This is a genomic window from Fuerstiella marisgermanici, from assembly GCF_001983935.1.
GTDB classification, from domain to species: Bacteria; Planctomycetota; Planctomycetia; order Planctomycetales; family Planctomycetaceae; genus Fuerstiella; species Fuerstiella marisgermanici.
Genome location: NZ_CP017641.1, coordinates 2,172,060 through 2,185,840 on the forward strand (window position 1 = coordinate 2,172,060; position 13,781 = coordinate 2,185,840).

The following is a 13,781-nucleotide window of genomic DNA, read 5'->3' on the forward strand; positions in this document are numbered from 1 at the left end:
CGACCATCACTTGTCACCCGGTCATCACTTTGGCTGTATCGCAATCAGGTCAGTCAGCTTCGAAGGAGATGCCAGGGGAAAGCGAGCTATGTACGCATCGAACTGAGGCCAGGTCTTTGACTTCCTCTGCGAACGACGATTGAGCCAGCGGAAGGCCAGCTGCTTTGCTGCCTGGCGGAATTTCATCAGTTGGGACCAATTGTCATTGATTCCATAGTACTGATAATGGCCACGCAGCTTCGCATTCAACTTCGCCCAGACTTCGGACAAAGGTGTCGTCAGATTCCGTCGGAACCAATGCTTCAGATCGCCTACCTTAGCTCGGTATTTCTTACTGGCTGTCTTCCGTTTCGGCTTGAACTTTCCCGCACGACTCAGGCCGCAGTAATGAGTGAAGCCGAGGAAGTCGAACGTCGCGGGAGCCCCTTCGCCAAGACGCTGGCAATCGCGTCTCGCAAAGCGGCCGAACCGCAGCAGTTTAGTCTTCTCTTCGGCCAGCTCCAGCGAGTATCGGGCCAGTCGCTTCGGTAGCACATCCTGAAAGCGTCTCGCGTCAGACTCCAGTTCGAACGCACAAATGAAGTCGTCCGCGAAGCGGACAATGTACGATTCACCTCGCATACGCGGCTGCACATCCCGGTCGAACCATTGGTCCAGGACGTAATGCAAATACACGTTCGCTAATAACGGTGAAAGAACCGAGCCTTGCGGAACACCTTCGTCAGTGTTACGGCGACGACCTTCGATCATCACACCGGACTTCAGAAAGCGCTGGATCAGGGCCAATAGCTTCGGATCGGAAATCCGCTTTTGTAGCAGTTCGAGCAAACGTTCATGACAAACGTTATCGAAGAAGCCACGGATATCCGCGTCCGAAATCCAGCTCACTTTCCGGGTCGCGATGGTTTGACCGTGCACACTTAAAGCCTGGTGGCATGACCGTCCCGGACGGAAACCATAGGAAGTCTCACAGAAGTCGACTTCGTAGATCCGTTCCAGAATCATCACGACCGCACGTTGTACGATCTTGTCTTCCACACTGGCGATACCCAGCGGTCTGGTCTTGCCATTCCCTTTCGGAATGTCACGACGAAGACTGGGCTGAGGCCGATACGCACCACGGTGTAATCTGGTTAACAGGTCGTGCAGGTTGTCCCGCAGATTCGACTCGTATTGATCCACCGTGACACCGTCGACTCCGGGTGCCTTGCCTCGCTTGAGCTTGCGAAACGCATACCACAGCAACTCGTAATTGAGCAGCGAAAAGAGGTTGTTAAACGCCTCTTCAGAGTACGTTTCCGCGCGTTGGGTGATGCGATCCAGTCGATCAAGCACCGGTGATCCGCCACTGAGTGCGGTCGGTGTATCGCTGGAGTCGCGTGATGGCCTGGCGGCCTTCCCTGCACCCGCATTACCGGGCTTCAATTCACGCGATTGGTCTTCGCGCTTCAACGGTACTATGCCGCCATCCGACTTCCCAGAGTCGTCTGCACTCCTTGCCTTTTCAGCTTGTACGTGCATACTCGTTTCGTCGTGATTGGACGTCACGTCGAACAAGAACAGCTGGGATCTCACTGGTTGCTTCATTGGCATCATGTGTAGCGCGATCGTGGCCTTCGACCCCGGGTCTCCGAGCTTCGCTCGCCAAAACGCGAAACTCAGTGTTGCCTTTAGCAGGTCCGAATGCCTGGGCAGATACCGAGAAAACATGCATTTCGGGGCTCAATACCATTCACGGTTTGGGCGGCCAGCCCAGTCCATTCGTCCTCACTACCTTTCTGTGTACGCTTCAACGCAACTGTTACCAGTGACGCTGCAACACTCGATACCGGGCCTCAGGCTAAGAGTTACCCGGACGGGATTCGCACCCGCTTGTCAATAAACCATTTCCAGTTCGCTCCGGACCCGCACGATAGGTGGTGTGGGGAGGGTCACCGGAAACGGTGGCCCTTACCCGATTTAGCCAGCCGTTGAACGCTTGTGTCGTCGGATGCGCCAAGCATACCAGACAGTGGCCAGAATGCAGGCAGTTCCTGAAACGTAAAACTGAACACCAAGGGCAAACCAGCCGCAAAGTAGGCAAGCAATACCAACAACAGAGAACATCAATGCGCACCTTCTGGCGACGCGACGCTCGTCTTCCGGGCTAGGTGCCGCCGTTGATGAGTATCGATTGAAATCCGACCATCCAGTTTGAACTCTGTGGTCGAAGTGGCTGCGGATAAACTCAATGAATTCAGTGCGGTCTTTGGCAGTTAGATTGTCTAAGTCGATCTTCATCCGGCAGTCGCTGCCGTGAAGAATGATTTTGCCAGCTTGCGGAATACCTTTCCATTGTATCTGCGATATGTCGGCGACAGACATTCGCCGACGGATCAAGCAACCCTGCTGCGTGAATTCGAGAGGCGTGATAAAAAGGCACGTGCGGAAATATGCGGCGATTAACCAAAAAGCGATGAGGGTCCAAAGGAACCAGAACACGCCGTAAACGAGGGCGTGAGCCTTGGGGTGAGGGAATGACCCGTCGATATTCCAATAGGCGACATAGACCGAAGTGATCCCCATCACCTGAAAGAAGATGCCACCGACAATGCCAATAACGAGCCAGTGGCGACCGGGCCGGTAACACTTCGAGATTGGCGGTGCATCGGACATCTCACCGTGTCGGTCTTGCTGGCTAACATATCTTCTACGGAAAATGTCCGTATAAGTCCGGACGTAGCCTGTTGAGTGTGGCGACGGGTTTCCCTGCTGTCAATGAAATCTCTGCCTTAATGCGATTCCTCGAAGACTCGGACATGTGGGCTTCCGATTTATACTGGTAACCCAGTTGCGGTAGGTCAGGCTGTGCCTGACTCGCAGCACGGCGTCAGGCACAGCCTGACCTACGTCTACTGGCCGCCGGGATTGGAACATGATGACCAGTTCGCAACCGATCTGTAGTCGACCCCCACGATGATCCATCTTGTGCCTGCGGCACCCAACCGCCATGAACGGCGGTCGGGCCACCCGGCGAATCCCAGTCTCTTCCGACGAGTCATAAGTCATCGGTTTTTACCAACAGCAGCCCGACACCGGCAACGAGCATGGCAAATGAGAACATCCACACAAGCTCAACCTTGTCTGTAAAAAAGCTCGTCCTGTCAAACGCCGCACCCATTCCAAACAAGAACCCGAGCGGGGCCAAATGTAAGAGAATAGCCCCAGCAACCTTGTATCCGTTCATTTTGGCACAATAACGCTGTCCGAGGCATAACAATGTAAGTTGCGGTAGGTCAGGCTGTGCCTGACTCGCAGCACGGCGTCAGGCACAGCCTGACCTACGTCTACTGTTATTCCGCAAGCACTACGGTACTCGACTGCAAAGATGATCGCATCGAACCCACACACCAATTCAACACATTTCCCGGACGCCACTGGGCAAAGCCAGTGGAACCCGTGCGGAAGCCGGCCTGGCTGACGGCAAAACGGTTGAACTGGAAACGTACGTATGTTTCCTTGAGTGGTTTGAACGACGTACGAAACACAAATCGTTGTAAACGACAGTGAGCTTCCGTTGCTGGGGACAATGTTACTTGCAAGACACCGTCTGAAGATTGACTACGAGCAGCAAACGGTATCGATCCGATAGCATAGAAGTCAGGCTGATTCTCCACTTCACTTGGCATCATGTTGAGGAGTGAATACAGTGGTGTTGGAATAATGGTGTTGGTTTCCACAGACGGACTGCACAAGGGCATGCCGCACGCAGGTGGTGTGGCACTTTATGAACTCTACTTTCCGTTATCCAAACCGTATAAGTCATGATTTTCCACCCTGTTTCTGGCAAGCTTGCACTTGAGGTTTTTGATTACCCCGAGATTTCGCGGAATGCATTTCTTGCCGTAAAGATCGAGATTGATTTTTCTGAACCCAACGATCCGGAAATTGCAGATGGCACTCGAGTTGGGGTCTACATTCAGGGCGTTGCAGTTCCGAGTAACGATTGGAGACAGCTCGCTGACAGCACGCTGACCATCGAGAGTGAATCCGGAGTAGATGCGTTTGAGGGCTACATCTATTATTACAGCTACTATAACGCTGCAAATGTCTCGCAGATTGTTATGGGCGGCTGGAATGATGGCGTGGTTGCTGCAAAATTGACTGGACGGCTCGATTTTACCCTTGAAGGTCTGGCAAATCTCGGTAAACCCGCATTCAGTTGGGATGTCAACTTGGCCTACGAGCCCGATGAGTTAGAAAGCGTTCAGCGTGACTTTGAAAATCGATGAAGCGTTATCAGGCATTCACATCCATTGATGCGAGTCTTTGGTGATGTAATGGCTGGGTGGCCCGACCGACTTGTTCGGTCGGGTCGCGTAGCGACAAGATGTGATATCATACGAGTGGAATATTTCGAGGCACTCACCCCACACCTTCCGGCTGACCAGTATGGTTAAACGGCGCGTTTACGATACGCACAAACACATTCATTTCGTGACGTTCTCCTGTTACAAGCGGCGGAAACACTCGCAGCATGATCAGGCGAAGAGGATTGTCATTGGAACCATGGGCAGCCGACTGGCCGTGCAGAAAGGTCTGTGCCCTGGATTCGTCATCATGCACGATCACGTCCACGCTCTCGTGTGGTTTCCCGAGCCTCGTCAAGTCAGTCCGTTCATGAATAAGTGGAAGGAACTGACGTCCAAAACATTGAAGTCCGTGCTGCGTGAGCGTTTCCCCAATTATTGGTCGCAGATCGATTCGTCCGAGCCGATCTGGCAGTCACGTTACTACGGCTTCAACATTTGGTCACGCGCGAAGGTGGAGGAGAAACTGGATGACATGCACCTGAATCCCGTCCGGGCGGGTTTGGTGCAACGAGCCAACCACTGGCCATGGAGCTCAGCCCGCTGATATCTGGAACGTCGATCTGTTGGCTTGCCGATTCGCTGGCCGCCGGGATTGGAACATGATGACCAGTTCGCAACCGATCGGTAGTCGACCCCCACGATGATCCATCTTGTGCCTGCGGCACCCAACCGCCATGAACGGCGGTCGGGCCACCCTGCGGCTACCCGATTTTAGGCAGTTGTTTACGCCGGCACGACGTTGTATTTGTCGTTGGCCTGCAGTTTTTCAATCCAAGCCGTGAACAATTCGAGCCCCAGTGGATTGAATCGGGGTTCGTAAAACGATGCGACTGCATCACCAAGTGCTGTCGGGATAGTGCCGGAGACGGAAAGTGTTTCCCCGACACAATTAACCATGAATGCAGATGAGCCGTAACGAGCAAGGAATCGCGATCCTTGCGGTATTTGCCGCTCAGCCATTAGCGAATTTGAAAGTACGCCGATATCGCTGAGCTGGAAAGTTAGATTTCCGATCCTAGTGTCACTGCCACCGACTGGGCACTCTGGTATCGGCTTTTTGAAGAGCTTATCGTTTGCCTTTGGGATCATGAGCCCGCCGCCGATATCTGTGCATAGGTCGAGAATGCTAGCGAAGGCATCGAACACTGGTTTTTCGAGAGTGCCAAGCAACCAAAGCGCCCGCGGCGATACCGTACCGGGTTTTGAAGATTCCGTGGCCAAGGCCCGCGCGAGCAAATCGCCGCGCCATTCCTCATTTCTCTTCCGTGCGAGATCATTGAATCGATCAATCCAATGCCCTTCGATTTCAGGAACAGGGTCGGCCGCTTCCGGTTCGGGTGCTTGATATTCAAGTGCAAGCGATGTGATCCCAATCTGCCGGACCGTTTGTGCTACGAATTCTAGATCACGTTGAATCTGAATTCGTTCAACGGGCGAAGCGTCTGAAAGCTTCGCCAAAAGGGTCTCGCGGACTTTAGCGCAGGATTCTGCTTCGACCCGCATCATTTCTTGTGCGGTGTCGATGTTGGCAAGACGGGCCTTCTGACGCGCGTACGCTTCTGATGCAGATTCGGACTGCGCGATCAAGAACGGACCGATGCTCTTGATCACGTTCCATGTGCGTGAGGCAGCGTCGGATGCTTTTTTCAATGCGTCGGACATAGCCTTACTTCCTAACAATGTAAGTAACGGGGTATCGCCTCATATCGCGTCTTTTTCCCCATTAGTGGTAACTTATCAAGAGTTAAGGCTTGCCGCAAGAATGCGGTTTTAGCTTGTGATAAAGAATAGCTTGCTGGCGAAAGCCCGAGGCACCGTGACGCAGTGCTGCGAGATGACGTGTCATTTCGCTCGAGGTCTCATGCGGTTGCTGCGAGGCGGGCACGTTAAGGCGGGGGGATGTGGTTTGAGGAATTGGTGTGCGGGCCCCGCGCCCAGCGCAGCGATATGCGGCTCGGGGCACCGGAACCGGCGGCCTTGCTCGATGTATCCCAGACCGAAGGCGTCGGCGAAACTTATTCTGACAGGGGCAGCGTCATCATGAGCGTTGCAGTGTGACGGATCGACTCATATTGTTCTTCTCCGTGTTTACCTGCTTTTTGTTCTTCGAAGCTGGTGCGAAAACTGTATTCGCCATCTTCACCAATCGTAAGCCTCACGATACCCCGTTTGTCTGTCGTGAAATTGTGCTTGTATCCTTTCGGGCCCCGCACATGAACGACACTGTCTGGAACGGGTTTGCCGTTCCAGAGTACACGTAGCTCAAGCTTTCTCCCGGAATCGTGCGGAACCATGTCGAGAGCCATCTGGTCAGCTCGCCCGAGTTCGTGAAGATCCTCATGGGAGTCCACGTCGAGGTACCGTGCATAATAGTGCAGCAGAACATTGGTCTTCCCGTACTGATACACGCCGAACAACCAATAGCTGTCGACACTCCTCGGATTCTTAGCGGGCAAAGGCGTCTCTACCCATCGCTTATCAGGCTCAGCCCGCTTTTCAACGAGAGAAAGCCGCTTCGGTTCAATCTCTGCGACAGTTCGAATCCAGGTTGTCTTTGATTCAAGAAACGGATCGAGATAGTGGCCATCGCCCGCCGCAGCCGAATGCTCGAAGTAGATGTTCGCGGTCCCGTGATCACCATTGCCCTGGTCGATCTTTACCCATAGATAATGGGCATCCGCGATTGAATGTGTGAAGGCCACCCCGACCACCATGAGAAGAACAATTCGCTGGACCACGTGAGTCTCCAAATAGATTTAAATAATATGATCAGTTTCGCGGATAATGGCGGGCGGTCAGTACTTTTGTCCCACGTAGCAGCGTCTCTCCGAGACGCTGAATCGAGTCTCGGAGAGACGCGCCTACGTGTTCGCGGTACACTCTCGCTAGCCGCTCGCCAATAAATTGCGACCTACGCGACGGCAGGGAAGGCGACTCATGATCGTGTGTTGAAGTGTTCCGCTTCGTGAGCGGAGGACGACGTTCGCCCCCGCGGAATCAATCCAATTGACTGATCGCCTCAGGCAACATCGTAGCCGTCCTTTGAGTGACTGTCACGCAGGCATCGCGACCACGACTCACTCGTGGACGCCCATCGGCGTCTCTCCTCATCGTTGCCTGCAATGAAAACGTCCTTCCCGTCGGAAGCTCACGGAAGGCTTCGACCCTGGCCGGGAATTGCGGGCTGTTAACAGTTGGTCCGCACAGCGGACCCTACTTGCTTTGGCGGTGTGAGCAGCGGCGGAGACCTGTAGTCAGGTGCGTGTGCCTGTAGTCACAATTCGTGTGACCGGAAGTGCGGATTCATCAGTCATCGTGAAGTGCGAACATCGTGTGCGCAACCGATCGGTTGGGTCCGATCATTGTTATCAGCACCACCGAACGGCGGAAAATCGCGCCGTCTGCCGCCCTCACGTTGACTAAGTGCTTTCAACGACAATAATTAGGTCGATTCCTTTTTCATCTCCTGCCGGTTGACTGATCTTAAGCGGCGTTTCGGAGCATTATCTTGACGCGTCTGCTAAAAAAAATCCCGCGATACACAACCGACGAAGAAATTGAGAAGCTGAAAGCAGCCGCTCAGTTTAATGCTCAGTTGATGGACATGCTGCGGCCGCACGTTCAAGCCGGCACGACAACCGAACAACTGGATCAGTTGGCTCACGAATATACTCTTGACCACGGCCACACGCCGGCCTGCCTGGGTTACCACGGGTATCCCAATACGATTTGCACCAGCGTGAACGAAATCGTCTGCCACGGCATTCCCAACGATGTCGCACTTAAAGACGGCGATATCGTCAACGTTGATATCACCACGATTGTTGACGGCTGGTACGGCGATCAATCAGAAACATTCATGATCGGCGAAGTGACACCCGCAGCCAAACGATTGGTGCAGACCACGTTTGACGCGATGTTTCTTGGCATCCGCGCCTGCAAACCCGGCGGACCGGTGTCTTTGATTGGCCGAGCAATCCAGTCGTTCGCGAAAGAAAACGGTTATGCCGTCGTGCGTGAATACCAGGGCCATGGCATTGGCCAGGACTTTCACCAGGATCCAGGCATCCCGCATTTTCCAACGCCAACGTCGCGGCGCGATCTGCTGAAACCGGGAACCTGTTACACGGTCGAACCGATGCTAAACATTGGCGGGTGGAAGACGAAAGTGGACAAGGACGATGGCTGGACGGTCCGCACGCTGGACCGATCTCTATCCGCTCAGTTTGAACACACGGTGCTCATGACAGAAGACGGCCCGGAAATCTTGACACTCACGCAGGACGGTCCTCAGGAAGGCCACGTGTTTTAACTGCGCCGTTGCACGGCAAAGGTTGCGATCAGTTCCAGAAAGCTGCGATCAGCGGACGCTGGAAAATGAGTCAGGTCGCGGATCGATTTTGTCACCAGGTCTTCGGCGGTTTCTAAAGCCGAACGGATACCTTCCTGAACTGCCTCAACTTCGCACAACGATTCTCGATCGTTCGCGCCGTTACGGAAAAGAGTTTCCGGCGACGCCAACTGACACGCTCGCAGCAGCGGCAGCGTCAAACGGCCGTTTTGCAAATCGTTGCCTGCGTCTTTGCCGGTCTCTGCTGTGGTTTGGGTCAGGTCCAGAACATCATCCGCAATCTGGAAAGCCATTCCCAGCCGCATACCAAAGCGCCGAGCCGCCTTTTGTTGTGCGGTGTTGCCGTCAGCCGTTCGAGCACCCAGCAGGCAGCTGAGGCCAAATAGCTGGCCGGTCTTATCGCGAATGATGCGGAAGTAGTCCGTTTCCGTTGTCGATCCGTCAACACGAATGGCCGACTGGTTTAATTCGCCTTCGCACGTGCGGTCGGTGGCCAGTCCGATTAGTCGGCAGGCTTCTGCGTCGCCGGTTGATGCTGCGAGGTGAAAGGACTTCGAGAACAAATAGTCTCCCAGCAGGACGCTGGTTTCTGTGTTCCATCGGCGATGGACAGTTGTGACGTGACGGCGAGTTTCCGCTTCGTCGATCACGTCATCATGCACCAATGTGGCAAGATGAATCATTTCGACGGACGCCGCCAGCATCGCGGCATTTCGATCTGCGCGGCCGGAAATCATCCGACTGGTCAGAAGCAGCAACATGGGCCGAATCTGCTTGCCCTGGAATCGGGATACGTGCTGAGTGACGTCGCTGACGAAACTGCTGCGAGTTTCCAGCTTGCGCCGCATGACTTCGTTAACCGCCTGCAGGTCGCCTTGCAGATGTTCCAGCAGTTGTTTTTTCAGGTCGCTCGCGCTAAGCGTTGACGCGTTCATCGTCCGTGTTCCGTCCGTTGCCGTGTTACGGGTCAGTGGATTTTGCAAAACCGCCGACCGTATCACGATGTGCCGAGCGAACCTGAGGATTGCAGTCCTCGACTCGCCTTTTCTTAGTTGTGTCGAATAAAATGTCCACTCTTCCCGCCCGATTTCTCCAACAACCGCACGTGCGAAATCTCGATCGCCCGGTCAATCGCTTTGCACATATCGTAGACCGTTAAAGCGGCGACGCTCACGGCTGTGAGAGCTTCCATTTCCACGCCCGTTTTCCCGGCGACGCGTACCGTACTCTTGATGTGCAGTGACTTTTCGTCGAGGAACGAGAACTCAATACTTGCGGAATCGAGGCCCAACGAATGGCAGAGCGGAATCAGTTCGTCGGTGCGTTTGGTCGCCATGATCCCGGCCAGTCGAGCCACCTCAAGGACGTCGCCCTTTGAGATTTCCTTCTGGCGAATGATCCGCAAAGTTTCTGGTCGCATGAACACGGTGGCTTCTGCTTTGGCCATCCGATCGGAAACCGGCTTCGCCGAAACGTCCACCATCCGGCTCGCCCCGTCATCGTCAAAATGAGTCAGGCTGGTCATGCGATCTACTCGCCTTCCTTGCCGTGACTGCCGTCTTTGGCAGTCTTTAATCCGGCCATAAACTCGACCAGATCCCGCACGTCTTCGCGACTCAACGCCTTGGTGATATCGGACGGCATGCCGCTTTGGCCTTTCGCTCGTTCGTCGATGTCGTCCGTCGCTACGGTGATGATCGCTCCCTTGGGCGTCATCAGCTTCACGACATCAGCTGTTTCTTCCTTGATGATGCCCGAATGGATACGTCCGTTGATGTCGACAATGATTGTCGTTTCGAAGCCTTTGGCAATCTTGGCGTTGGGGTCGACGATCGCTTCCAGCAGATAGGTACGGTCCTTGTCTTTGGCGACGGCAGAAAGATCGGGCCCCACGTCGGCTCCTTCGCCATTCACCTTGTGACAGCGACGGCACGACGCGGCGGCTCGGCCAAAGAACACCGTGCGACCGCGTTCCGCATTGCCACCTTCCAGACACTCATTCCATTCGGCCACTTTTGTGCCGATCATCTTTTGGTCCATACGGAAATTGTTGACCAGCTTAGTCAACTTATCGCTGCCAACAGCTTCTGAAGCCTGCAGCAGATCCAGAGCGACCGCTTTAGGAAGCATGTTTTTGTTGTACGCGTCGAAGGCTGACGCCAGGACCTCTGCAGTGGCCGGTGTGTTAATCTGCCCCAACAGCCGCAGCGCGGTTTGTTTGGCTTTGACGCTGCCAACGTCCAGTGTCGACTTCAACGCGGGAACGGCATCTTCCGGGCGTCGTTCGGCTAACAGTTCCAGCGAGGCGACGCGAATGGCTTCCGACATATCGCCTCGCCCTTTGTTCAATAGCGAATCGATATCGGCTTCCAGATTCGCCAACGCCTTAAACGCTGCCACTCGCGTATTTTCTTCTGCAGCGTCGTCGGCCAGCATTTCTTTCAACGTTGGGATCACATCCTTCAGGCCCAGCATCGCGGCGACTTCAATCGCGGTCTGCCGAACTTCTTTCGGCCCTGCCAGCATGCCGGCAAGATGAGGCCGAACGACTTCGTCCAAGCCAGAAACTTCTCGCTGAGGCAGCGGACGCCAACGGCCGTTAACGGTGTCGGTCTGTTGAGGATTGTTCCATGTTTTTAGCATCTCGGCAGCGACGGCGCGCATGCTGTCGTCGGTTGTGCCATTGCTTGCAAATTCAGCGACAAGTGTCGCTGCCTCATCGCTCCCGATTCTGTACATGGCTTCAAGAGCTCGGCGAAGTAAATCGCCCTTAAGGTCAGATGTGACGGAATGCAAAACCATGAATTTAGCGGTTCCGGTTCGCTCGTCCATCAATGCCCGAGCGACTTCCAGGTTCGTCTCCGGATCACCCGATCCGAGCTTACTCAGTCCGGCCATGTCGTCGGTTCTTCGGAATACGACCGCCAGCGCCCGTTGCGTGGCGGTTGTGGATTCAGGGTTGTTCACAAAATTCAGTAAGCTGCCGGGGGATCGTTCGGCGAGCGGCACGAGTCCCATCACAGCCTGGTGCCGCAGCACGGGATCCGCATCGTTGTTGCGAGTCAACAGCTTGATCAGCGGGGCGGCGTCTTCGGCTTTGCCAATCTTCCCGAGTGCAACAGCCGCAAAACCAGCGACTCGTAAATCCGCGACTTTGGTCAGCTCCGCTGCCCGCTCGCGCCATGCAGCTCGCAGATCAGAAGGCAGGACGGCATCGATCGGATGCCGCCGCGCAAGGTCCGCAAATATCTTCAACTGCTGAGTCGTGATTTCTGATTCAGAACTGGAATGCTGCAAAAACGCCGCCGCAACTTTGGTCGCTCGTTCCGCCGACTGAAGTCCGAACTGCCACAATGCCCACATTACGTGGCGGCTTTTTGTGTCGTCCGTTAGCGATTCCGCGGCTTTCAGCAGCAAAGGGAATTCTTCGCGTTTGACGAGTTCAAACTGAGCCATCTGCCGAACGCGTCGATCCGCGTGGTTGAGCAATTCCATCAGTTCTTCGGCTTTGAAATCTGTCAAACCGCTGGCCAGCAGCTTTGTCACGTTCGCGCCAGTGACAGCGCTGATGTGTTCTTTGTCTGCAAAACGGTACAGGCGGCCTTTCCCTTCGCCCGTCCAGCCGTTGACCCAGTCGGTCACGTACAGGCTTCCATCCGGAGCGAAGTCCACGTCCGTCGCCAGAATTGACCAGATGAATTCGTGCGAGTCGGTGATGTCGAAGGTGGCTCCCTTTGGTGTAACCGCAAAGCTGCGAATGCCGCTGTTCCCAGCGGTGCCTCGGAAGTCGGCAAGGAAGAAGTGATCGTTATATCGGTCGGCCAACCCAAGTCCCGGGTAAAATGTGAAGCCTGACGGGCCGTCGCTGATGTTGACGATCGGCGGCAGAATGTAGGCGGGCTGAACGGCCGCGGTTTCGTCGTCGGCCTGATGAGGGTACCACATGCGTTCGCGGTTCCAGGGGCCTCGATCGTCCAGATACTGATAGTACATCCGCCAGCCGCTGTCGCTATCCTGCACGACGTAGACCAAACGAGCCTGGTCGCCACTGTCGGAATTGTTGTCGACGGTGAACAGGTTGCCGTTGTTGTCGAAGGCCAGTTCCTGAGAATTTCGCAATCCGTAGGCGAAGACTTCCAGGTTCGTTCCGTCCAAATCACAACGGAACACAGCGCCGCTGTCCGGTCGCTTTAACCGAGTTCCCTCTTTGGTGATCACGTTGTAGCCACGGTCGCCGATGCTGAAATATAAACGTCCGTCCGGGCCAACGACCAGGCCGTGCATGTCGTGGCCTCGAAACGCGACTCGCACGCCGTACCCGTGATGCAACGCTTCGTGGCGATCCGCCTTGCCGTCACCATCTGTGTCCTGCATCTTCCACAGCTTCGGGATGCAGGTGTAGTACACGTTGCCATCAAGTTCCAACACACCCGCGCCGGTGCCGTCCAGAATGTTGTTGAAGCCCTGAGCGAACACCTTTGAACTATCCAGGGTTCCGTCGCCATTGGTGTCTTCCAGCAGACGAATGCGATCGTGTTCTGTGGCATATTTTTCAACTTCGTGACCCAGATACTTCTTGAACATCGCCAGCCGCTCTTCGACAGTTTCCAGCCGCAGATCGTTGTGCAGCCAGTCCATGTGGTTGCGGTTATCCTCGACGCCGATTTCCTGACGAAACGTTTCGCACACGAAGACTCGCCCGTCGTTCGCCACGTAAAACGCAACAGGATTTGCGATGTTCGGTTCGGCGGCCAGCAAACGGCCCTGGATGCCATCGGGCAGCACGAAGCCTTCCAACGCCAGTTCGGCGTCTTTGGAAGCTTCCGCAACTTTCGGTTGGTATTCGTCTGCCCGGCACAGAAGAGGCAGGCAACAGAAGAGTGCGGCGGTGAGAATTCGAATCATGGGCTGAGTTTGACGCTGGAGGTGGCAGATCTGATGTTCGACCCGGGGCGGCTTTTGGCGCAAGACTGCCGAAATTGTGACGTGATCCGTGTGTGAAACAATTGGTTTGACGACCTGCGGCCTGATTTCCTGGAACTCGGCCACACATTTCGCCGCTGCCGTACTGAAAACCG

The 13,781-nt window shown here is 54.9% G+C and carries 12 protein-coding genes; 3 read left to right on the plus strand and 9 right to left on the minus strand.

The window, feature by feature from the left end; genetic code table 11:
- Nucleotides 1-24: 24 nt before the first annotated feature.
- The 4 genes from ltrA to Fuma_RS08230 form a co-directional block, all read right to left on the minus strand.
- The gene (gene ltrA, locus Fuma_RS08215; protein WP_218922201.1) at nucleotides 25-1,710 is read right to left on the minus strand and encodes a group II intron reverse transcriptase/maturase; all 1,686 of its coding nucleotides are present in this window, start codon (nucleotides 1,708-1,710) and stop codon (nucleotides 25-27) included.
- Nucleotides 1,711-1,959: 249 nt separating this feature from the next.
- Complete coding sequence (locus Fuma_RS08220; protein ID WP_077023697.1) at nucleotides 1,960-2,655, minus strand: hypothetical protein; 696 nt, start codon at nucleotides 2,653-2,655, stop codon at nucleotides 1,960-1,962.
- A 382-nt stretch (nucleotides 2,656-3,037) separates the two neighbouring features.
- Nucleotides 3,038-3,226, minus strand: a complete 189-nt coding sequence (locus Fuma_RS35890) for a hypothetical protein (RefSeq protein ID WP_077023698.1) — start codon at nucleotides 3,224-3,226, stop codon at nucleotides 3,038-3,040.
- Between the two features lie 106 nt (nucleotides 3,227-3,332).
- Nucleotides 3,333-3,719 carry a hypothetical protein gene (locus tag Fuma_RS08230; RefSeq protein WP_145944049.1) on the minus strand — a complete coding sequence of 129 codons (387 nt, stop codon included), beginning with the start codon at nucleotides 3,717-3,719 and terminating at the stop codon, nucleotides 3,333-3,335.
- A gap of 84 nt (nucleotides 3,720-3,803) precedes the next feature.
- Between Fuma_RS08230 and Fuma_RS08235 the strand changes: the two genes are divergently transcribed.
- The gene (locus Fuma_RS08235; RefSeq protein ID WP_077023700.1) at nucleotides 3,804-4,271 is read left to right on the plus strand and encodes a hypothetical protein; all 468 of its coding nucleotides are present in this window, start codon (nucleotides 3,804-3,806) and stop codon (nucleotides 4,269-4,271) included.
- 160 nt (nucleotides 4,272-4,431) lie between these two features.
- Complete coding sequence (locus Fuma_RS08240) at nucleotides 4,432-4,896, plus strand: REP-associated tyrosine transposase (protein WP_077023701.1); 465 nt, start codon at nucleotides 4,432-4,434, stop codon at nucleotides 4,894-4,896.
- Between the two features lie 179 nt (nucleotides 4,897-5,075).
- Here Fuma_RS08240 and Fuma_RS08245 read toward each other — a convergent pair whose 3' ends face one another.
- Both Fuma_RS08245 and Fuma_RS08250 read right to left on the minus strand, forming a co-directional pair.
- Nucleotides 5,076-6,014 (minus strand): DUF2806 domain-containing protein, encoded by a 939-nt coding sequence (locus Fuma_RS08245; protein WP_077023702.1) that lies wholly within the window; start codon nucleotides 6,012-6,014, stop codon nucleotides 5,076-5,078.
- A gap of 353 nt (nucleotides 6,015-6,367) precedes the next feature.
- The gene (locus tag Fuma_RS08250; protein ID WP_145944050.1) at nucleotides 6,368-7,090 is read right to left on the minus strand and encodes a DUF4198 domain-containing protein; all 723 of its coding nucleotides are present in this window, start codon (nucleotides 7,088-7,090) and stop codon (nucleotides 6,368-6,370) included.
- Nucleotides 7,091-7,860: 770 nt separating this feature from the next.
- Between Fuma_RS08250 and map the strand changes: the two genes are divergently transcribed.
- Entirely contained in the window at nucleotides 7,861-8,664 is an 804-nt protein-coding gene (map, locus tag Fuma_RS08255; RefSeq protein WP_229360875.1) for a type I methionyl aminopeptidase, read from the plus strand.
- Here the strand turns inward: map and Fuma_RS08260 are convergent.
- From Fuma_RS08260 to Fuma_RS08270, 3 genes are all read right to left on the minus strand, one after another.
- Nucleotides 8,661-9,638, minus strand: coding sequence for a polyprenyl synthetase family protein (locus tag Fuma_RS08260; protein ID WP_083731897.1), 978 nt, complete (start codon nucleotides 9,636-9,638; stop codon nucleotides 8,661-8,663). The two genes, map and Fuma_RS08260, sit on opposite strands and share 4 nt — an antisense overlap.
- 113 nt (nucleotides 9,639-9,751) lie before the next feature.
- Nucleotides 9,752-10,228, minus strand: coding sequence for a cyclic pyranopterin monophosphate synthase MoaC (gene moaC, locus Fuma_RS08265; RefSeq protein ID WP_077023705.1), 477 nt, complete (start codon nucleotides 10,226-10,228; stop codon nucleotides 9,752-9,754).
- A 5-nt stretch (nucleotides 10,229-10,233) separates the two neighbouring features.
- Complete coding sequence (locus Fuma_RS08270; RefSeq protein ID WP_077028184.1) at nucleotides 10,234-13,608, minus strand: PVC-type heme-binding CxxCH protein; 3,375 nt, start codon at nucleotides 13,606-13,608, stop codon at nucleotides 10,234-10,236.
- Between the last annotated feature and the right edge of the window lie 173 nt (nucleotides 13,609-13,781).

Bases quoted from the DNA above. Each gene is read 5' to 3' on its own strand.
- Fuma_RS08270 (WP_077028184.1), bottom strand. From the start codon at position 13,608: ATGATTCGAATTCTCACCGCCGCACTCTTCTGTTGCCTGCCTCTTCTG.
- Fuma_RS08240 (WP_077023701.1), top strand. From the start codon at position 4,432: ATGGTTAAACGGCGCGTTTACGATACGCACAAACACATTCATTTCGTG.
- Fuma_RS08245 (WP_077023702.1), bottom strand. From the start codon at position 6,014: ATGTCCGACGCATTGAAAAAAGCATCCGACGCTGCCTCACGCACATGG.
- Fuma_RS35890 (WP_077023698.1), bottom strand. From the start codon at position 3,226: ATGAACGGATACAAGGTTGCTGGGGCTATTCTCTTACATTTGGCCCCG.
- ltrA (WP_218922201.1), bottom strand. From the start codon at position 1,710: ATGTTTTCTCGGTATCTGCCCAGGCATTCGGACCTGCTAAAGGCAACA.
- Fuma_RS08220 (WP_077023697.1), bottom strand. From the start codon at position 2,655: ATGTCCGATGCACCGCCAATCTCGAAGTGTTACCGGCCCGGTCGCCAC.
- Fuma_RS08260 (WP_083731897.1), bottom strand. From the start codon at position 9,638: ATGAACGCGTCAACGCTTAGCGCGAGCGACCTGAAAAAACAACTGCTG.
- Fuma_RS08235 (WP_077023700.1), top strand. From the start codon at position 3,804: ATGATTTTCCACCCTGTTTCTGGCAAGCTTGCACTTGAGGTTTTTGAT.
- moaC (WP_077023705.1), bottom strand. From the start codon at position 10,228: ATGACCAGCCTGACTCATTTTGACGATGACGGGGCGAGCCGGATGGTG.